Source organism: Enterobacter sp. AN-K1 (assembly GCF_020971765.1).
GTDB lineage: Bacteria > Pseudomonadota > Gammaproteobacteria > Enterobacterales > Enterobacteriaceae > Enterobacter > Enterobacter hormaechei_C.
The window spans coordinates 2,619,906-2,637,805 of sequence record NZ_CP087390.1 but is presented as its reverse complement, the minus strand read 5'-3'; the positions used below and the strand labels follow the sequence as shown (position 1 = coordinate 2,637,805).

Annotated in this window: 20 protein-coding genes; 17 read left to right on the top strand and 3 right to left on the bottom strand. The window is 61.0% G+C overall.

Translation table 11 applies throughout. The features are described from left to right. From phnF to phnP, 11 genes are all read left to right on the top strand, one after another. The gene (gene phnF / locus LOC22_RS12620) at positions 1 to 726 is read left to right on the top strand and encodes a phosphonate metabolism transcriptional regulator PhnF (RefSeq protein WP_006810434.1); all 726 of its coding nucleotides are present in this window, start codon (positions 1 to 3) and stop codon (positions 724 to 726) included. Next, positions 727 to 1,179 carry a phosphonate C-P lyase system protein PhnG gene (phnG, locus tag LOC22_RS12615; RefSeq protein WP_230238941.1) on the top strand — a complete coding sequence of 151 codons (453 nt, stop codon included), beginning with the start codon at positions 727 to 729 and terminating at the stop codon, positions 1,177 to 1,179. Next, complete coding sequence (gene phnH / locus LOC22_RS12610) at positions 1,176 to 1,760, top strand: phosphonate C-P lyase system protein PhnH (RefSeq protein ID WP_003860219.1); 585 nt, start codon at positions 1,176 to 1,178, stop codon at positions 1,758 to 1,760. The genes phnG and phnH overlap by 4 nt, the downstream gene beginning before the upstream one ends. Beyond that, on the top strand, positions 1,760 to 2,824 hold the full coding sequence (locus LOC22_RS12605) for a carbon-phosphorus lyase complex subunit PhnI (protein ID WP_230238940.1): 1,065 nt from the start codon (positions 1,760 to 1,762) through the stop codon (positions 2,822 to 2,824). The genes phnH and LOC22_RS12605 overlap by 1 nt, the downstream gene beginning before the upstream one ends. Beyond that, the gene (gene phnJ, locus LOC22_RS12600; protein WP_006810438.1) at positions 2,817 to 3,662 is read left to right on the top strand and encodes an alpha-D-ribose 1-methylphosphonate 5-phosphate C-P-lyase PhnJ; all 846 of its coding nucleotides are present in this window, start codon (positions 2,817 to 2,819) and stop codon (positions 3,660 to 3,662) included. The genes LOC22_RS12605 and phnJ overlap by 8 nt, the downstream gene beginning before the upstream one ends. After that, positions 3,659 to 4,414 carry a phosphonate C-P lyase system protein PhnK gene (gene phnK / locus LOC22_RS12595; protein ID WP_015570221.1) on the top strand — a complete coding sequence of 252 codons (756 nt, stop codon included), beginning with the start codon at positions 3,659 to 3,661 and terminating at the stop codon, positions 4,412 to 4,414. The genes phnJ and phnK overlap by 4 nt, the downstream gene beginning before the upstream one ends. 107 nt (positions 4,415 to 4,521) lie before the next feature. Continuing rightward, positions 4,522 to 5,202: a phosphonate C-P lyase system protein PhnL gene (gene phnL / locus LOC22_RS12590; RefSeq protein ID WP_017382651.1), complete on the top strand. Its 681-nt coding sequence runs from the start codon at positions 4,522 to 4,524 to the stop codon at positions 5,200 to 5,202. After that, a complete protein-coding gene (phnM, locus tag LOC22_RS12585) occupies positions 5,199 to 6,335 on the top strand; it encodes an alpha-D-ribose 1-methylphosphonate 5-triphosphate diphosphatase (protein ID WP_063931919.1) in 1,137 nt (378 codons plus the stop codon). The genes phnL and phnM overlap by 4 nt, the downstream gene beginning before the upstream one ends. Then, positions 6,332 to 6,883, top strand: a complete 552-nt coding sequence (phnN, locus tag LOC22_RS12580; protein WP_032104477.1) for a ribose 1,5-bisphosphokinase — start codon at positions 6,332 to 6,334, stop codon at positions 6,881 to 6,883. Before phnM ends, phnN begins: the two co-directional genes overlap by 4 nt. Further along, positions 6,876 to 7,310, top strand: a complete 435-nt coding sequence (gene phnO / locus LOC22_RS12575) for an aminoalkylphosphonate N-acetyltransferase (RefSeq protein WP_015570217.1) — start codon at positions 6,876 to 6,878, stop codon at positions 7,308 to 7,310. Before phnN ends, phnO begins: the two co-directional genes overlap by 8 nt. A 9-nt stretch (positions 7,311 to 7,319) precedes the next feature. Next, a complete protein-coding gene (phnP, locus tag LOC22_RS12570; protein ID WP_230238939.1) occupies positions 7,320 to 8,078 on the top strand; it encodes a phosphonate metabolism protein PhnP in 759 nt (252 codons plus the stop codon). 54 nt (positions 8,079 to 8,132) lie between these two features. On the opposite strand, the gene yjdP is transcribed toward phnP, so the two are convergent. After that, the gene (gene yjdP / locus LOC22_RS12565) at positions 8,133 to 8,456 is read right to left on the bottom strand and encodes a DDRRRQL repeat protein YjdP (RefSeq protein WP_017382647.1); all 324 of its coding nucleotides are present in this window, start codon (positions 8,454 to 8,456) and stop codon (positions 8,133 to 8,135) included. Positions 8,457 to 8,525: 69 nt separating this feature from the next. After that, positions 8,526 to 10,805 carry a hybrid sensor histidine kinase/response regulator gene (locus LOC22_RS12560; protein WP_230238938.1) on the bottom strand — a complete coding sequence of 760 codons (2,280 nt, stop codon included), beginning with the start codon at positions 10,803 to 10,805 and terminating at the stop codon, positions 8,526 to 8,528. A gap of 181 nt (positions 10,806 to 10,986) precedes the next feature. On the opposite strand from LOC22_RS12560, the gene LOC22_RS12555 reads away from it, so the two are divergent. The 6 genes from LOC22_RS12555 (at position 10,987) to LOC22_RS12530 (ending at position 17,168) form a co-directional block, all read left to right on the top strand. Next, entirely contained in the window at positions 10,987 to 12,501 is a 1,515-nt protein-coding gene (locus tag LOC22_RS12555) for a sugar ABC transporter ATP-binding protein (RefSeq protein WP_017382641.1), read from the top strand. A gap of 2 nt (positions 12,502 to 12,503) precedes the next feature. Then, positions 12,504 to 13,499 (top strand): ABC transporter permease subunit, encoded by a 996-nt coding sequence (locus tag LOC22_RS12550; protein ID WP_003860239.1) that lies wholly within the window; start codon positions 12,504 to 12,506, stop codon positions 13,497 to 13,499. A 28-nt stretch (positions 13,500 to 13,527) separates the two neighbouring features. Next, positions 13,528 to 14,469 carry an ABC transporter substrate-binding protein gene (locus LOC22_RS12545; protein WP_003860240.1) on the top strand — a complete coding sequence of 314 codons (942 nt, stop codon included), beginning with the start codon at positions 13,528 to 13,530 and terminating at the stop codon, positions 14,467 to 14,469. A 122-nt stretch (positions 14,470 to 14,591) separates the two neighbouring features. Next, complete coding sequence (locus LOC22_RS12540) at positions 14,592 to 15,278, top strand: D-lyxose/D-mannose family sugar isomerase (protein WP_047726984.1); 687 nt, start codon at positions 14,592 to 14,594, stop codon at positions 15,276 to 15,278. Between the two features lie 10 nt (positions 15,279 to 15,288). After that, the gene (locus LOC22_RS12535) at positions 15,289 to 16,149 is read left to right on the top strand and encodes a ketose 1,6-bisphosphate aldolase (RefSeq protein WP_045911460.1); all 861 of its coding nucleotides are present in this window, start codon (positions 15,289 to 15,291) and stop codon (positions 16,147 to 16,149) included. Then, complete coding sequence (locus tag LOC22_RS12530; RefSeq protein WP_023295771.1) at positions 16,149 to 17,168, top strand: carbohydrate kinase family protein; 1,020 nt, start codon at positions 16,149 to 16,151, stop codon at positions 17,166 to 17,168. The genes LOC22_RS12535 and LOC22_RS12530 overlap by 1 nt, the downstream gene beginning before the upstream one ends. Here the strand turns inward: LOC22_RS12530 and LOC22_RS12525 are convergent. Then, positions 17,150 to 17,881, bottom strand: coding sequence for a response regulator (locus LOC22_RS12525; protein ID WP_015570202.1), 732 nt, complete (start codon positions 17,879 to 17,881; stop codon positions 17,150 to 17,152). The genes LOC22_RS12530 and LOC22_RS12525 overlap by 19 nt on opposite strands. Between the last annotated feature and the right edge of the window lie 19 nt (positions 17,882 to 17,900).

Below are 17,900 nucleotides of genomic sequence, written 5' to 3'. Positions count from 1 at the left end.
ATGCACTTATCCAGACATCCGACCAGTTACCCCACCCGCTGGCAAGAGATTGCGGCAAAGCTCGAAGTGGAGCTGCGCACGCACTACCGCTGCGGAGACTACCTGCCCGCCGAGCAGCAGCTTGCCGACCGCTACGAAGTGAATCGCCACACCCTGCGTCGCGCCATCGATCAACTGGTGGAGCGCGGCTGGGTCCAGCGCCGTCAGGGCGTCGGCGTGCTGGTGCTGATGCGTCCGTTCGACTACCCGCTCAATGCCCAGGCGCGTTTTAGCCAGAACCTGCTCGATCAGGGCAGCCACCCCACCAGCGAAAAGCTGCTGTCAGTCCTGCGCCCGGCCTCCCGCCACGTGGCGGACGCGCTGGGGATTCAGGAGGGCGACAACGTCGTTCACCTGCGCACGTTGCGCCGGGTGAACGGCGTGGCGGTCTGTCAGATCGACCACTACTTCGCGGACCTCACCCTCTGGCCCGTGCTGCAACATTTCGCCAGCGGTTCCCTGCATGATTTTCTTCAGGACGCGACGGGTATCGCGCTCAAACGCACCCAGACGCGCATCAGCGCCCGCCGCGCGCAGGCGAAAGAGAGCAAGGTGCTGGAGATCCCCAACATGGCCCCGCTGCTCTGCGTGCGCACCCTCAACCACCGTGACGGCGACGTCAACGCAACGGAATACTCCGTCAGCCTGACCCGCGCCGACATGATTGAATTTACCATGGAGCACTGAATGCACTTCGAAACCTCCACTCGTCATCGCTGGATGCGCGTGCTGGCCCACAGCCAGCCTGATGCGCTGGCTGCCCGCATGAGCGCGCTCGGCCTGACGCCGGACTACGACACGATCCGCGCGCCGGAGATCGGCCTGGTGCAGATCCAGGCACGCATGGGCGGCACCGGCGAGCGCTTCTTCGCCGGCGATGCCACCCTCACCCGCGCGGTGATCCGCCTGAAAAGCGGCACGCTGGGCTACGGCTACGTACTTGGGCGCGACAAAACGCACGCCGAGCGCTGCGCAGCGATCGACGCGCTTTTACAGGAACAGCCGCATTTTCAGACGTTAATGGAAACCCTTATTGCCCCGCTGGAAGCCGACCGCGCCGCACGCCTTGCCGCGCGTCAGGCCGAAGTGAATACCAGCCGGGTCGACTTCTTTACGCTCGTTCGCGGAGACAACGCATGACGCTTCAACCTGCTTTTACCCTGGCCGTCCAGGATGCCCAACAGAGTTTCCGTCGCCTGCTGAAAGCCATGAGCGAGCCGGGCGTCATTGTCTCGCTGCACCAGCTCTCCCAGGGCTGGCTGCCGCTGAACCTCGCCTCGACCAGCGTGCTGCTGACCCTGGCGGACAACGACACCCCGGTATGGCTGTCAGGCGCATTGCTGAACGATATCGCCAGCCAGAACCTGCGCTTTCACACCAACGCGCCGCTGGTCGAGCAGCCCCAGCAGGCGGTCTTCGCCGTGGCCGACGAGCAAATCAGCCACGAACAGCTTAACGCCCTGAGCGAAGGCAGCGCCGTCGCACCGGAAACCAGCGCCACGCTGATTTTGCAGGTCTCCAGCCTGAGCGGTGGCCGCATGCTGCGCCTGACGGGTGCAGGGATTGCCGACGAGCGGATGGTCGCCCCCCAGCTGCCGGAGTGCATCATTCATGAGCTGACCGAGCGCCCGCATCCGTTCCCGCTCGGTATCGACCTGATCCTGACCTGCGGCGAGCGCCTGCTGGCGATCCCGAGAACCACTCACGTGGAGGTGTGCTGATGTACGTTGCCGTCAAAGGGGGCGAGAAGGCGATCGCCGCCGCCCATGCCTTGCAGGCGCACAGACGCCGGGGGGATGACGCCCTTCCCGAGCTGAGCGTCGCCCAGATTGAGCAGCAGTTAAACCTGGCCGTCGACCGCGTGATGACCGAAGGCGGCATCGCGGACCGCGAACTGGCGGCGCTGGCGCTGAAACAGGCCAGCGGCGATAACGTGGAAGCCATCTTCCTGCTGCGCGCTTACCGCACTACGCTTGCGAAGCTGGCGGTTAGCGAGCCGGTGAATACGGCGGAAATGCGATTAGAGCGCCGTATTTCTGCGGTGTACAAAGATATTCCTGGCGGCCAGCTGCTTGGTCCGACCTACGACTACACCCATCGCCTGCTGGACTTCACTCTGCTGGCGAACGGTGAAACACCGCAGCTCAGCGTCTCTGACGCTGAACAAGACGCCTCCCCGCACGTCTTTAGCCTGCTGGCAAACCAGGGGCTGGCGAAGGCGGAAGAGGACACCGGCAGCACACCGGATGACATCACCCACACGCCGCCGGTCTATCCCTGTTCGCGCTCGTCCCGCCTGCAACAGCTGATGCGCGGTGACGAAGGGTATCTGCTGGCGCTGGCCTACTCCACGCAGCGCGGCTATGGGCGCAACCACCCCTTCGCGGCAGAGATCCGCAGCGGTTATATCGACATTGAAATCGTGCCGGAAGAGCTGGGTTTTGCGGTGAACATCGGCGAACTGCTGATGACCGAGTGCGAAATGGTCAACGGTTTTGTCGCGCCAGAGAATGAAGATCCGCACTTTACCCGCGGCTACGGGCTGGTGTATGGCCTGAGCGAGCGCAAGGCGATGGCGATGGCGCTGGTTGACCGTGCGCTCCAGGCGCCGGACTACGGCGAGCATATTGCAGGCCCGGCACAGGACGAAGAGTTCGTGCTGGCCCACGCGGATAACGTTGAGGCCGCCGGCTTTGTCTCGCACCTCAAGCTGCCGCACTACGTCGATTTCCAGGCCGAACTGGAACTGCTGAAACGCCTGCAACGGGAGCGCGCCAATGGCTAACTTAAGCGGCTACAACTTTGCCTATCTGGACGAACAAACTAAACGCATGATCCGCCGCGCCATCCTGAAGGCAGTGGCGATCCCCGGCTATCAGGTGCCGTTCGGCGGCCGCGAAATGCCGATGCCCTACGGCTGGGGCACCGGCGGTATTCAGATCACCGCCAGCGTGATTGGCGAAGCGGACGTGCTGAAGGTCATTGACCAGGGGGCAGACGACACCACCAACGCCGTGTCGATCCGCAACTTCTTTAAGCGCGTAACGGGCGTCAACACCACCGAAAAAACCGAAGACGCGACGCTGATCCAGACCCGTCACCGCATTCCGGAGACCCCGCTGACTGAAGATCAGATTTTGATTTTCCAGGTGCCGATCCCGGAGCCGCTGCGCTTTATCGAGCCGCGGGAAACCGAAACCCGCACCATGCACGCTCTGGAAGAGTACGGGATCATGCAGGTCAAACTGTATGAGGACATCGCCCGCTTCGGCCATATCGCCACCACCTACGCCTACCCGGTGAAGGTGAACGGCCGCTACGTGATGGACCCGTCGCCGATCCCGAAATTCGATAACCCGAAGATGGACATGATGCCCGCCCTGCAACTTTTTGGCGCCGGACGGGAAAAACGCATCTACGCCGTGCCGCCGTACACCCGTGTGGAGAGCCTGGATTTCGACGATCACCCGTTTACGGTGCAGGAGTGGGACGAGCCGTGCGCCATCTGCGGTTCGAAGCATAGCTATCTGGATGAAGTGGTGCTGGACGACACGGGCAAACGGATGTTTGTCTGCTCCGACACCGATTACTGCCGCCAACAGAGCGAGGCGAACAGCCAATGAAACCGCTGCTTTCGGTTAATAACCTGACTCACCTTTATGCGCCGGGCAAAGGCTTTAGCGACGTGTCGTTTGAGCTGTGGCCGGGCGAAGTGCTGGGCATTGTCGGCGAGTCCGGCTCCGGTAAAACCACCCTGCTGAAGTCCATCTCCGCGCGCCTGACGCCGCAGAATGGCGACATTCTGTATGAGGGCGTGTCGCTGTATGGCATGAGCGAAGCCGATCGCCGCCGCCTGCTGCGCACCGAGTGGGGCGTGGTGCACCAGCACCCGATGGATGGCCTGCGCCGCCAGGTGTCGGCGGGGGGCAACATCGGCGAACGGCTGATGGCCACCGGCGCGCGCCACTACGGCAACATCCGCGCCACGGCGCAGCACTGGCTGGAAGAGGTTGAAATTCCCGCCTCGCGCATCGACGACCTGCCGACCACCTTCTCCGGCGGCATGCAGCAGCGTTTACAGATTGCCCGCAATCTCGTCACCCATCCGAAACTGGTGTTTATGGATGAACCGACCGGCGGGCTGGACGTCTCTGTGCAGGCTCGCCTGCTCGACCTGCTGCGCGGCCTGGTGGTGGAGCTAAACCTGGCGGTGGTGATTGTCACCCACGATTTAGGCGTTGCGCGCCTGCTGGCGGACCGCTTGCTGGTGATGAAGCAGGGTCAGGTGGTGGAAAGTGGGTTAACCGACCGCGTGCTCGACGATCCCCATCATCCGTATACCCAGCTGCTGGTGTCGTCCGTATTGCAGAACTGAGGGCGCGGTTGCCGGGTGGCGCTGCGCTTACCCGGTCTACGAACACCGCACCTTGTAGGCCGGGTAAGGCGAAGCCGCCACCCGGCAAAACGAATCGCGAGGCCAAAATGATCCACGTACAAAACGTAAGTAAAACCTTTGTGCTCCACCAGCAAAACGGCGTCCGCCTGCCGGTACTGCAAAATGCCTCGTTAGAGGTCAGCAACGGCGAATGCGTGGTGCTGCATGGCCATTCCGGCAGCGGAAAATCCACCCTGCTGCGCTCCCTGTATGCCAACTACCTGCCGGACGAAGGCCATATTCATATTCGCCATAACAATGAATGGGTCGATCTGGTTCAGGCTCCCGCGCGCAAAGTGCTGGAAGTGCGCCGCTCGACGATCGGCTGGGTCAGCCAGTTCCTGCGAGTGATCCCGCGGATCTCCGCCCTGGACGTGGTCATGCAACCCCTGCTGGATCTCGGCGTGCCGCGCGAAACCTGCGCCGCTAAAGCCGCCAGCCTGCTGACGCGCCTCAACGTACCGGAGCGTCTGTGGCACCTCGCCCCGTCGACCTTTTCCGGCGGCGAGCAGCAGCGCGTCAACATCGCCCGCGGCTTTATCGTCGATTACCCGATTTTACTCCTGGATGAACCCACCGCCTCGCTCGACAGTAAGAACAGCGCAGCGGTGATGGAACTGATCGAACAGGCCAAAGCGCGCGGCGCGGCGATCGTCGGGATCTTCCACGACGACGCCGTACGCCAACGCGTGGCGGACAGACTGCACCCGATGGGGACAAACGTATGATTATCAATAATGTCAGGCTGGTGCTGGAAAATGAGGTCGTGAACGGCTCGGTTGAGGTGCGGGACGGTGTCATCCGCGCCTTTGCCGAAACCCGGAGCCGCACTCCTGAAGCGATGGACGGCGAAGGCGGCTGGCTGCTGCCGGGGCTGATTGAGCTGCATACCGATAATCTCGATAAATTCTTCACCCCGCGCCCAAAGGTGGACTGGCCTGCTCATTCAGCGATGAGCAGCCACGACGCGCTGATGGTCGCTAGCGGCATCACCACGGTGCTGGACGCGGTGGCGATTGGCGACGTGCGCGACGGCGGCGATCGCCTGGAGAACCTGGAGAAGATGATCAACGCCGTGGAGGAGACGCAAAAGCGCGGCCTCAACCGCGCCGAGCACCGCCTGCACCTGCGCTGCGAGCTGCCGCACCACACCACCCTGCCGCTGTTTGAGAAGCTGGTGGGCCGCGAGCCGGTCTCGCTGGTTTCCCTGATGGATCACTCGCCGGGGCAGCGCCAGTTCGCCAACATTGAAAAGTATCGCGAATACTATCAGGGCAAATATTCGCTCAACGACGCGGAGATGGTGCGCTACGAAGAAGAGCAGCTCCAGCTTGCGGCCCAGTGGTCGCAGCCGAATCGCCTCTCCATTGCCGCGATGTGCCGGGACCGGAATATTGCCCTGGCCAGCCATGACGACGCCACGCACGATCACGTGCGCGAATCCCACCAGCTTGGCAGCGTGATAGCTGAATTTCCCACCACGTTTGAAGCGGCAGAGGCATCGCGTAAGCACGGCATGAACGTCCTGATGGGCGCGCCAAATATCGTGCGCGGCGGATCGCACTCCGGCAACGTGGCGGCAAGCAGGCTCGCCTCGCTCGGCCTGCTGGATATCCTCTCCTCTGACTATTACCCCGCCAGCCTGCTGGACGCGGCCTTCCGCGTCGCGGACGACGAGAACAACAGCTTCACGCTGCCACAGGCGATTCGCCTGGTGACGAAAAACCCGGCCAGCGCGCTTAATCTTCACGATCGCGGTGAAATTGCCGAGGGGAAACGGGCCGATCTGGTGCTCGCCCACCGTAAGGGCGAGCACATTCATATCGACCACGTCTGGCGTCAGGGAAAAAGGGTGTTCTGATGGGAAGACTCATCTGGTTAATGGGCCCGTCCGGCTCCGGGAAGGACAGCCTGCTGTCGGCGTTACGGCAGCGGGAACATTCACAGCTGCTGGTGGCGCACCGCTATATCACGCGCGATGCCAACGCCGGAAGCGAGAACCATATCGCCCTGAGCGAGCAGGAGTTTTTTACCCGCGCCGGACAAAACCTGCTGGCGCTGAGCTGGCATGCCAACGGTTACTACTATGGCGTCGGTATTGAGATTGACCTCTGGCTGCATGCGGGGTTCGACGTACTGGTTAACGGCTCGCGGGCGCATCTCCCGCAGGCTCGCGCCCGGTACGAAGCGGCGCTGCTCCCGGTCTGTTTGCAGGTTTCCCCGGACGTTCTCCGTAGCCGGCTGCAAAAGCGGGGGCGCGAAAACGCGCGCGAGATCGACCAGCGGCTGGAACGGGCGGCGCGCTACACCCCGTCGGGTTGCCATCTCCTCAATAACGACGGAAGTTTGCTACAGTCAGTCGAGACCTTGCTATCGCTTATTCGCCAGAAGGAGAAACAGCATGCCTGACTGCCAGCTTCGCCCCGCCACCGCCGACGATGCGCCGATCGTTTACGCGCTGATCTGCGAACTTAAGCAGGCCGAGTTCGATCATCAGGCGTTTCACGCCGGGTATCTGGCCAACTTGCAGGATCACAATATGCGTTACCAGCTGGCCGAGCTGGACGGGCAGATCATCGGTATGATCGGCCTGCATATGCAGTTTCACCTGCATCACGCCCGCTGGATCGGCGAGATCCAGGAGCTGGTGGTGATGCCGCAGGCGCGCGGATTAAAAGTGGGCAGCCAGCTGCTGGCCTGGGCAGAGGACGTCGCGCGACAGGCAGGCGCCGAGCTGACCGAGCTTTCCACCAGCGTGAAGCGCGTGGACGCGCACCGTTTTTATGTTCGTGAAGGATATACGCAAAGCCATTTCCGCTTCACCAAACCGCTGTAGAGGTGCGTTATGAGTCTGACGATCACGCTGACAGGAACCGGAGGGGCGCAGCTGGTGCCGGTGTTTGGCTGCGACTGCGCGGCGTGCCGACGGGCGCGTTTACAGGAAAATTATCGCCGTCGCCCCTGTAGCGCGGCGGTGAAATTCAACGATTCGGTCACCTTGCTGGACGCGGGTATTCCACACCTGATGGACGAGTGGCCCGCGGGGAGTTTCAGGCAGATTTTGCTTACCCATTATCATATGGATCACGTTCAGGGGCTTTTTCCTCTGCGCTGGGGCGTGGGGGCGACCATTCCGGTTCACGGTCCGCCGGACGACGCAGGCTGTGACGACCTGTTCAAACATCCGGGCCTTCTCGATTTCAGCCACACGGTGGAGCCGTTTGTGATGTTTGAACTTCAGGGCTTACGGGTCACGCCGCTGCCGCTCAACCATTCAAAACTCACGTTTGGCTATCTGCTGGAGTCCGCCCACAGCCGCGTGGCGTGGCTTTCAGATACCGCCGGGCTACCGGATAAAACGGTGACGTTTCTGCTAAACAATCAGCCGCAGGCGATGATTATCGACTGTAGCCATGAACCGCGCCCGGAAACGCCGCGCAACCATTGTGATTTGAATACGGTGATTGCGCTGAACGGGGTGATTGGCTGTCCGCAGGTGATCCTGACGCATATCAGCCATCAGTTTGACGTGTGGATGATGGATAACCCGCTGCCGTCCGGCATTGAAGCGGGGTATGACGGGATGGTGCTGGTGTTGGATTAAATTTTGCCGGGTGGCGGCTGCGCCTTACCCGGCCTGTGCGTTGCAATACCAGGGTTACCACCGATCGTAATCATCCTCCAACCGGCGCTCATCCTCTTCTAACCGACGCCGATCGTCATCCAGCTGCCGCTGACGCTCGTCTAAACGCTGGCGTCGATCTTCTAACTGTCGACGACGATCGTCGTACTGGCGGCTGTCGGTTTGACGGCTGCGATCGTAACGATCGTCGTCGTCATCATTACGGCTGCTGCCGGGGTTATAGGCGTCGTTGATCGCCTGCTGAATATTGCCAATGGCATCATCAATCACATCGGCATGCGCCAGTTGGCTGGTTAAAGTCAGCAGACCCAATAACAGAGCGGTAGAGTAACGTTTCATAAGGCCAGACTCGCAGGTGAACTGGCCTTAAAGTAATGACTGGCTGTTAGCGGGAGTAGCGGAGGAATCTCAAATTACCATCACCTTGCGCAGCGCCTGCGCCAGCTGTGCGCGGGTGAACGGTTTTCGCAGTAACTGAACGTCCGGCAGCTGCGGGTTATGCGCCGGGCGCAAATCCTGCCCGCTGATCAGCAGCACCGGCAACTGCGGATAGTGGCTGCGTACATGGCCGATCACCTCCGCGCCGCTCAGGCCGCCCGGCAACATCAGGTCGCTGATAAACATGCCGATATCCGGCGATGCGTCCAGCATGTTCAGCGCCTGCTCGCCGTTTTCGGCTTCAAGCGTCAGGTAGCCAAGCTGGTGCAGTTGCTCGCACAGTGTCTGCCGCACGCCCGCCTCATCTTCCAGGACCAGCACAAGCAGCTCACTCTCTGCCGGGGCCGTGGTCGCCAGCGCGGCATCATCGGAGAACGCGGGCAGCGTCGAGCGCGGCAGCTGGAGCCGCACGGTGGTTCCCTGCCCCGGCGCGCTTTCGATCTCAACGCGCCCCCCGGACTGACGCACAAAGCCGTACACCATCGACAGCCCTAACCCGCTGCCGCTGCCGGTCTGTTTGGTGGTGAAGAACGGTTCAAAGACCTGCGATTTCACCTCCTGCGACATCCCGCAGCCGTGGTCAATCACCTCCAGCGCGACCATATCCTGCCTGCGCCCGTCGCTGCGGGTCACACGCTGGTTCCAGGTGCGGATTTTGATTACACCATTTTGCCCCTCCATTGCATCACGGGCGTTCATTACCAGGTTGATAATGGCGTTTTCCAGCTGGCTGACGTCAATCCATGCGGGCCAGGCCGGGGTTTGCGCTTCAATATCCAGCGTCAGCGTGGCGGGAAGCGAGTGCCGCATCAGCTCGCTCAGGTTCTCCAGCAGCGGCTTCATCTCTACCGCATGAGGTTGCAGGGATTGCTTGCGCGAGAAGGCCAGCAGACGCTGGGTGAGCATGGCCCCGCGTTCCGCGGCTTTGAGCGCACGAGTGATGCGCGGCGCGTCCGGTGACGCTGAATCGGTCAGCTCCAGACTGCCGATAATCACCGCCAGCAGGTTATTAAAATCATGCGCCAGCCCGCCCGTCAGTTGCCCAACCGCCTTCATTTTCTGGCTGTGCAGCAGCGCCTCCTCCAGCCCCTGACGTTCGATGCGGTCGACCTCCATCTGCGAGGTCTTCTCCTTCAGTAGCCGCGTGGTGTGCTCCAGCGAAGCGGTATTGCGGGCAAAAACGTTAAACGCGCGCGCCAGTTCCCCCAGCTCATCACGCCGCTGTAGCGCGGGCACCGACACATCCTGCTCGCCGTGAGCGAGGCGCGACATTGCCCTTGAGATAGCCGTCAGGTTGGAGCCCAGATTGCGGTAAATATACCAGCAGGCGCAGCCGGTGATGATCAGCGCCAGCACCGCGAAGACGCTGATAAACACGCTGATGGAGCGCAGCTCCTGGTGGCTTTGGGCGGTACGCAGCCGGGAGGCCTGCGCCACCTGTTCAACGTACTGATTGATGTCGCGGTTTAATATCGCCACCAGCGCCTTGATGTGGAACATGTACCAGCTGATGGACAGATCGCTCTCCTCCAGCTGCTTTGACAGTGGCGCGAGCTTGCGCAGCTCATCATTAAAATCCGGGAGCACCAGGTTGACCACCGGTTGCAGGGCGCTCGCGGGTAACATCGCGGTTACTGCATCCAGCTGCTGCACCGTGGCGCGCGGTGAAGGGGTATCAATGGCGGCAACGATCAGCCTGTCCATCTCTGCAAGCTGCCGGGCGTCTGGCACATTGCTCGCGTAACGGCGGTTGATATCCTGCAAATGACGCAGGTAGCTTTGGCTTTGATACAGCGCGCTGAGCAGCGCGTTACGCTCCAGATGCCGTTTTTGCCCGCGCTCCAGCATTCCCGTCACGCTCTGCTGTAACTCATTGCTCCTGCGGATAATACTCGCCACCAGCGCCGGCTCCTGCTGCGCCAGCGGCGCATCGGCAAGCTGCTCCAGCGAGTGGCGCAGCGCCATCTGCGTCTGTTTCAGCCGTTCAGCTTCGCCTTTGTACTCCAGCGCACCGACTACCTGCGACAGCCGCACCGCCGCCGTCGCCACATTCGCGGTATCACGCGCGAGGTTCATGCTGCCAGTCATATCATCCAGCGTTTGCTGCTGCACCTGCTCCTGGATCTGGCTGGCATGACGAAAGCCGAGCACCGCCACGCCGCTTACCATCAGCGTTACCGCCACCACCAGCAGGTTAAATATCAGCAGGCGACCGCGGGCGCTGGTGAAGAACGGGGGGCGTGAAGACATGGGTTTGGGCTCCTCTGCGGTTTGGTGCCCTCACCCTGGCCCTCTCCCACAGGGAGAGGGAAAAGGAAAATGTGATGGCGATTAGCTATTCATAACTATGACAAATATGAACAGCTTCTGACATTTTGCATTTACGCACCTGTGATGAAGTGCAGATATCGACATTCACAGGAGATCCGCCATGAGCAGAACCCCGGTTTTAGAGATGCGCAATATTGCCAAGACGTTTGGCAATTTCCACGCGCTCAAGGGTGTGGATTTGACGGTTTTCCCCGGTGAGATCCACGCGCTGATGGGGGAAAACGGCGCCGGAAAAAGCACGCTGATGAAGATCCTCGCAGGCGCCTATACCGCCAGCAGCGGCGACATCCTCATCGACGGTCAGCCGTTTCACATCAAAGGGCCGAAGGATGCGCTGGCCGCAGGCATTACCCTGATTTATCAGGAGATGCAGCTTGCTCCTAACCTGACCGTGGCGGAAAACATTTTTCTCGGCAGCGAGCTGTCGCGCGGCGGGCTGGTCCAGCGCAAAGAGATGGCTGCCCAGGCGCAGGCGGTCATTGACCGTCTGGGCGCGCAGTTCAGCGCCACCGACCTGGTCATGAAGCTGACCATCGCCGAGCAACAGCAGGTGGAGATCGCCCGCGCGCTGCACCGCAACAGCCGTATTCTGGTGATGGATGAACCCACCGCCGCCCTCTCCTCGCGCGAAACCCACCGTCTGTTCGAACTGATTTTGCGCCTGCGCGATGAAGGGATGGCGATTATCTACATCAGCCACCGCATGGCGGAAGTGTATGAACTCTCCGACCGCGTCAGCGTCCTGCGCGACGGGCAGTACGTCGGCAGCCTGACGCGCGACAAGCTGAATGCCTCTGAGTTGGTGCGCATGATGGTGGGCCGCCCGCTCAGCGATCTGTTTAACAAAGAGCGCGATATTCCGCTCGGCAGCCCGCGTCTGAACGTGCACCACCTGACAGATGGCAAAAAAGTGCTGCCGTGCAGTTTGCAGGTTCGCTCCGGTGAAATCGTCGGGCTGGCGGGGCTGGTCGGGGCCGGTCGCTCCGAGCTGGCGCAGCTGATCTTCGGCGTGCGTAAAGCCACGGGCGGCATGATTGAGGTCGATGGCGAGCCGGTGGTGATCCACTCTCCGCGCGCGGCCATCGAAAACGGCATCGGTTTTCTTACCGAGAACCGCAAGGAGCAGGGGCTGTTTCTGGAGCTGGCGGCGCAGGAGAACATCACCATGGCGACGCTGGAGCGCGACGCCACCTTCGGCTGGCTGAACCGCAAAAAAGCGCAGTCTATTTCCGATGACGCCATCGCCCTGCTCAATATCCGCGTGCCGCATTCTCAGGTGCGCGCGGGCGGGCTCTCCGGCGGCAACCAGCAAAAGCTGCTGATCTCCCGCTGGGTGGCGATTGGCCCGCGCATTCTGATTCTGGACGAACCTACGCGCGGCGTGGACGTCGGCGCGAAAAGCGAGATCTACCGCATCATGAACCAGATGGCGCGCAAAGGGGTGGCGATTCTGATGATCTCCAGCGAGCTGCCGGAAGTGGTGGGCATGAGCGACCGGGTGTACGTGATGCGGGAAGGCAGCATCGCGGGTGAACTCCACGGACGCGACATCTCTCAGGAAAACATTATGACGCTGGCAACCGGCGTGAACGACACACATCATCAGGCGGTGTAATTATGACAACTCCAACCCATCCGCAGCAGGTGGCGAAATCCGCCTCCGCCAAAAAAATGCTGATGAGCGATCTGATGCAAACGATCGGCATTTTGCCGATTTTAATCCTGATTGTGGCGGTATTTGGCTTTATCGCCCCGAACTTTTTCACCGAGAGCAACCTGCTGAATATTACCCGGCAGGCGTCGATCAACATCGTGCTGGCGGCGGGGATGACCTTCATCATCCTGACCGGCGGGATTGACCTCTCTGTGGGCTCGATTCTGGGCACTACGGCGGTAGCGGCGATGGTGGTCTCGCTTATCCCTGAATTTGCGATGCTCTCCATTCCGGCGGCGCTGATGCTCGGTATGGTGCTGGGGCTGTTCAACGGCGCGCTGGTGGCCTTTGCCGGGCTGCCGCCGTTTATCGTCACCCTCGGCACCTATACGGCACTGCGCGGCGCGGCGTATCTGCTGGCGGACGGCACGACGGTCATTAACTCCAACATTAACTTCGAGTGGATCGGCAACAACTACCTCGGCCCGATTCCGTGGCTGGTGGTGATCGCCCTGGCGGTGATTGTGGTGTGCTGGTTTATTCTGCGTCGCACAACCCTCGGCGTTCACATCTATGCGGTCGGCGGCAATATGCAGGCGGCACGCTTAACCGGCATCAAGGTCTGGCTGGTGCTGCTGTTTGTCTACGGCATGAGCGGCCTGCTCTCGGGATTAGGCGGCGTGATGAGCGCCTCGCGCCTCTACAGCGCCAACGGCAACCTCGGCACGGGGTACGAGCTGGATGCGATTGCGGCGGTGATCCTCGGCGGAACCAGCTTCGTCGGCGGGATCGGCACGATCACCGGCACGCTGGTCGGTGCATTGATCATCGCCACCCTCAACAACGGCATGACGCTGATGGGCGTCTCCTACTTCTGGCAGCTGGTGATCAAAGGGGCGGTGATCATCATAGCGGTGCTGATCGACAAATACCGTACCCGACACCATCAAAGTGCATAACAACAATACCCTACGTGAGGAATACAGCATGAGATTGAAGCCCTTAGTGACCGCGCTCTGTGCTGGCGCGCTGCTGGCCGCAACCCCGTTTGCGCAGGCAAAAGATCTGAAGTCCATCGGCGTGACGGTGGGCGACCTGGCTAACCCGTTCTTCGTACAGATCACCAAAGGCGCCGAGCTGGAAGCGCGCAAGCTGGCGGGGGATAACGTCAAGGTGACGCTGGTCTCCAGCGGGTACGATCTGGGCCAGCAGGTGTCGCAGATCGACAACTTCATTGCGGCGAAAGTGGACATGATCATCCTCAACGCCGCGGATTCCAAAGGGATCGGCCCGGCGGTGAAGCGTGCGAAAGAGGCGGGGATCGTGGTCGTGGCGGTTGACGTGGCGGCGGAAGGGGCTGATGCGACCATCACCTCCGATAACACCCAGGCGGGGGAGATGGCCTGTAAGTACATAACCGACCGCCTGAAAGGTAAAGGCAACGTGGTGATCATCAACGGGCCGCCGGTTTCTGCGGTACAAAACCGCGTGGAGGGCTGCCAGACCGAGTTCAGGCGCCACCCGGATATCAAAGTGCTTTCGGATAATCAGAACGCCAAAGGCAGCCGCGAAGGCGGACTGGAGGTCATGACCTCCCTGCTGGCGGCCAATCCGAAGATCGACGGCGTATTCGCAATTAACGATCCGACGGCGATCGGCGCCGATCTGGCAGCGAAACAGGCTCAACGTAATGAGTTCTTTATCGTTGGCGTGGATGGCAGCCCGGACGGTGAAGAAGCCCTGAAGCGCGAAAACTCCCTGTTTGTGGCGACGCCGGCGCAGGATCCGCAGGTGATGGCGGCGAAGGCGGTGGAGATCGGCTATGACATTCTTCAGGGCAAACCTGCGCCGAAAGAGCCTGTGCTGATCCCGGTGACGATGATCGATAAAAAGAACGTCGGCACGTATAAGGGGTGGACGGTTAAGTAAACCCGGTGCGGCCTGATGCCCTCACCCTAACCCTCTCCCTCAAGGGAGAGGGAACTTACTCACCCTCTCCCTTGAGGGAGAGGGCCGGGGTGAGGGGGTGGCATAAAACTCAAGGAGTCCCCATGAAACGCTCCGACATCAATGAAATCCTCGGCCACACGCGGCAGTTCTTCTCCATGCACGACGTGCATCTCCCGCCGTTTGCCAGCTTTCCGCCAACAAAATGGCAGCAGCTTGACCAGGCCGCCTGGCAGGAGGTGTTCGACCTCAGGCTCGGCTGGGACGTGACGGCGTTTGGCGGCAACCACTTTGCCGCACAGGGGCTGACGCTGTTCACCCTGCGCAACGGCTCCCCCAACGGCGTGCCTTATGAGAAGTGCTATGCCGAAAAAATCATGCACGTGCGCGACGGCCAGGTGACGCCGATGCATTTCCACTGGCGCAAGCGGGAGGACATCATCAACCGCGGCGGCGGGAATCTGATTATTGAGTTATGGAATGCGGGGGCGCATGAGGAGACCGAAAACACCGACGTGATCGTCACGATAGACGGTTGTCGGCAGACGCACGCGCCCGGCAGTCAGCTGCGCCTCACGCCAGGGGAAAGCATCTGCCTGACGCCCGGCCTGTACCATAGTTTCTGGGGCGAACGCGGCTTTGGCGACGTGCTGGTGGGCGAAGTGTCGTCGGTCAATGACGATGAACACGACAACCACTTTTTACAGCCCATTGACCGCTATAACACCATCGAAGAAGACGAACCGGCGGTGCTGGTGCTGTGCAACGAGTACACCCTGTTTCGGATATAAGGAGTGAATGATGCCATTGATTTCTCTTGCCGACGGTCTGGCACACGCCAGAGAACACCGCTACGCCCTGGGCGCGTTCAACGTTCTCGACTCCCATTTTCTGCGCGCGCTGTTTGCCGCCGCGAAGCAGGAACGTTCGCCGTTTATCATCAACATCGCGGAAGTGCATTTTAAGTACGTGTCTCTGGAGTCACTGGTGGAAGCGGTGAAGTTCGAAGCCGCCCGTCACAATATTCCCGTGGTGCTTAACCTCGACCATGGCCTGCATTTTGAGGCCGTCGTGCGCGCCCTGCGCTTAGGGTTCAGCTCGGTGATGTTCGACGGCTCGACGCTGAGCTATGAGGAAAATATCCGCCAGACCCGGGAAGTGGTGAAGATGTGCCACGCGGTGGGCGTCTCGGTGGAGGCGGAGCTGGGCGCAGTCGGCGGAGATGAAGGCGGCGCGCTGTACGGGCATGCGGACGAAGCGTTCTTTACCGACCCACAGCTGGCGCGCGAGTTTGTTGATTCAACCGGCATCGATGCGCTGGCGGTCGCCATTGGCAACGCGCACGGCAAATACAAGGGCGAGCCGAAGCTTGATTTCCCGCGTCTGGACGCCATTCGCCAGCAGACGGGCCTGCCGCTGGTGTTACACGGCGGCTCTGGCATCAGCGATGCTGATTTCCGCCGCGCCATCGAGCTGGGCATTCATAAAATCAACTTCTATACCGGCATGTCGCAGGCCGCGCTCGCCGCCGTTGAGCAGCGCATGGCAAACCGCCAGCCGCTGTACGATGAATTTGCCGAACTGCTGCTGGGTATTGAAGAGGCCATTACCGATACGGTCGCGGAGCAGATGCGCATCTTCGGCAGCGCGGGGCAGGCATAATGGAACGCAAAGGGATTATCGCCGCAGGCAACATGCTGGTGGATCACGTTCACCAGATCGTGCAGTGGCCGGAGCGCGGCTGGCTGGCGGAAATCACCCACAGTGAACGCTCAACCGGCGGTGCGCCGCTCAACGTTCTGCTGACGCTGGCGAAAATGCACGTCGGCCTGCCGCTACAGGCGGTGGGGCTGATTGGGGAAGACAGCGACGGAGACTATATTCTGGCGATGCTCGACCAGTATCACGTCAATCGCCAGCGCGTGCAGCGCACGACGTTCGCCCCAACGTCGATGTCGCAGGTGATGACCGACCCCAGCGGACAGCGCACCTTTTTCCACTCGCCGGGCGCCAACCGCCTGCTGGATCTTCCCGCCTTCGATCGTTTAGACGGATCGCTGAAGATCTTCCATCTCGGCTATCTGCTGCTGCTCGACAGCCTGGACATGCCGGACGAGGAGTTTGGCACCCGCAGCGCGCGGTTACTGGCACAGATGCGCGATCAGGGGTATGAAACCTCGCTCGATCTGGTCTCCCGCAAGGGCGATCCGCGCTATCAGCCGCTGGTGCTCCCTGCCCTGCGTCATCTTGATTATCTGGTGATTAACGAGCTGGAAGCCGGTGAGTTTAGCGGGCTTGAGATCCGCGACGGTCATGGTGCGCTGAACATGGTCCATATCGCCGACGCTGCCGCACAGTTGCTGGCAGCAGGCGTGCGGCAGCGGGTAGTGATCCACTGTCCGGAAGGGGCATGGGGTGAAGCGCCGGGTGAAAAAGGGCAATGGGTTCCTTCGTGGAAGCTGACGCAGGACGAGATTATCGGCAGCGTCGGTGCGGGCGACGCGTTTTGCGCAGGCTTTTTATACGGTTGCCATGAATCGCTGTCGCTTACCGAGAGTATTTATCTGGCGCACGCCTGCGCGCGGGCCAGCCTGCTGGCGGCCAATGCGATTGACGGCGCGAAAACGCTGGCCGAGCTTCAGGCGTTTATTCAGGAGAACGGTCAGGCGGCTTTCTCATGATGGGAAACGTCCGTGGCAAAAACATAGCCCAGACCGCGAATGGTTTTGATCAGCAAAGGCTGGTGCGGATTGACCTCAATTTTTCGCCGTAGCCGCATGATCAACACGTCGATAGTGCGGTCAAAGACCTCGGCGCTTTCGCTGTGGGTCAGCTCCAGCAGCTGTTCACGACTCAGTACCCGGCGGGCGTTTTGCGTTAATGCCAGCAGCAGGCCGTATTCGCCCTGGGTTAATGGCACGGTATTACGCTGCGGATCGCTCAGCTCGCAGCGGGTGGTGTCCAGCGTCCAGCCGTTAAAGGTAATACCTTCAACGCGCGGCGCGGCAGGCTCCGCGTCCAGCGCGCCGGTTCGACGCAGCACCGCCTTAACGCGGGCGACCACCACGCGCGGATTGAACGGTTTTCCGATGTAATCATCGGCGCCCATTTCCAGCCCGACGACCACATCTGATTCACTTCCCAGCCCCGTCAGCATCACCACCGGTAGCGATGGTCGCTGCTTTTGCAGTTGCAGCAAAACCTGTAATCCGTTGATATCCGGCAGCATCATGTCCAGCAGAACCAGCGCAATGCCGGGATCCTGCTGGACACGGTTCACCGCGTCCTGACCGGTGTGACACGTCAGCACGGTAAAGACGTGCTCGCTGAGCACATCCTGTAGCAGTTCGCAGACTGCGACATCATCATCAACCACCAGAATCGCCGGTTTCATCGCATGCTTCCGTCAGGGG

What these genes read in the sequence shown, in the direction of transcription:
- phnF (WP_006810434.1), top strand. Translation starts at nt 1, where the DNA reads ATGCACTTATCCAGACATCCGACCAGTTACCCCACCCGCTGGCAAGAG.
- phnG (WP_230238941.1), top strand. Translation starts at nt 727, where the DNA reads ATGCACTTCGAAACCTCCACTCGTCATCGCTGGATGCGCGTGCTGGCC.
- phnH (WP_003860219.1), top strand. Translation starts at nt 1,176, where the DNA reads ATGACGCTTCAACCTGCTTTTACCCTGGCCGTCCAGGATGCCCAACAG.
- LOC22_RS12605 (WP_230238940.1), top strand. Translation starts at nt 1,760, where the DNA reads ATGTACGTTGCCGTCAAAGGGGGCGAGAAGGCGATCGCCGCCGCCCAT.
- phnJ (WP_006810438.1), top strand. Translation starts at nt 2,817, where the DNA reads ATGGCTAACTTAAGCGGCTACAACTTTGCCTATCTGGACGAACAAACT.
- phnK (WP_015570221.1), top strand. Translation starts at nt 3,659, where the DNA reads ATGAAACCGCTGCTTTCGGTTAATAACCTGACTCACCTTTATGCGCCG.
- phnL (WP_017382651.1), top strand. Translation starts at nt 4,522, where the DNA reads ATGATCCACGTACAAAACGTAAGTAAAACCTTTGTGCTCCACCAGCAA.
- phnM (WP_063931919.1), top strand. Translation starts at nt 5,199, where the DNA reads ATGATTATCAATAATGTCAGGCTGGTGCTGGAAAATGAGGTCGTGAAC.
- phnO (WP_015570217.1), top strand. Translation starts at nt 6,876, where the DNA reads ATGCCTGACTGCCAGCTTCGCCCCGCCACCGCCGACGATGCGCCGATC.
- phnP (WP_230238939.1), top strand. Translation starts at nt 7,320, where the DNA reads ATGAGTCTGACGATCACGCTGACAGGAACCGGAGGGGCGCAGCTGGTG.
- yjdP (WP_017382647.1), bottom strand. Translation starts at nt 8,456, where the DNA reads ATGAAACGTTACTCTACCGCTCTGTTATTGGGTCTGCTGACTTTAACC.
- LOC22_RS12560 (WP_230238938.1), bottom strand. Translation starts at nt 10,805, where the DNA reads ATGTCTTCACGCCCCCCGTTCTTCACCAGCGCCCGCGGTCGCCTGCTG.
- LOC22_RS12555 (WP_017382641.1), top strand. Translation starts at nt 10,987, where the DNA reads ATGAGCAGAACCCCGGTTTTAGAGATGCGCAATATTGCCAAGACGTTT.
- LOC22_RS12550 (WP_003860239.1), top strand. Translation starts at nt 12,504, where the DNA reads ATGACAACTCCAACCCATCCGCAGCAGGTGGCGAAATCCGCCTCCGCC.
- LOC22_RS12545 (WP_003860240.1), top strand. Translation starts at nt 13,528, where the DNA reads ATGAGATTGAAGCCCTTAGTGACCGCGCTCTGTGCTGGCGCGCTGCTG.
- LOC22_RS12540 (WP_047726984.1), top strand. Translation starts at nt 14,592, where the DNA reads ATGAAACGCTCCGACATCAATGAAATCCTCGGCCACACGCGGCAGTTC.
- LOC22_RS12535 (WP_045911460.1), top strand. Translation starts at nt 15,289, where the DNA reads ATGCCATTGATTTCTCTTGCCGACGGTCTGGCACACGCCAGAGAACAC.
- LOC22_RS12530 (WP_023295771.1), top strand. Translation starts at nt 16,149, where the DNA reads ATGGAACGCAAAGGGATTATCGCCGCAGGCAACATGCTGGTGGATCAC.
- LOC22_RS12525 (WP_015570202.1), bottom strand. Translation starts at nt 17,881, where the DNA reads ATGAAACCGGCGATTCTGGTGGTTGATGATGATGTCGCAGTCTGCGAA.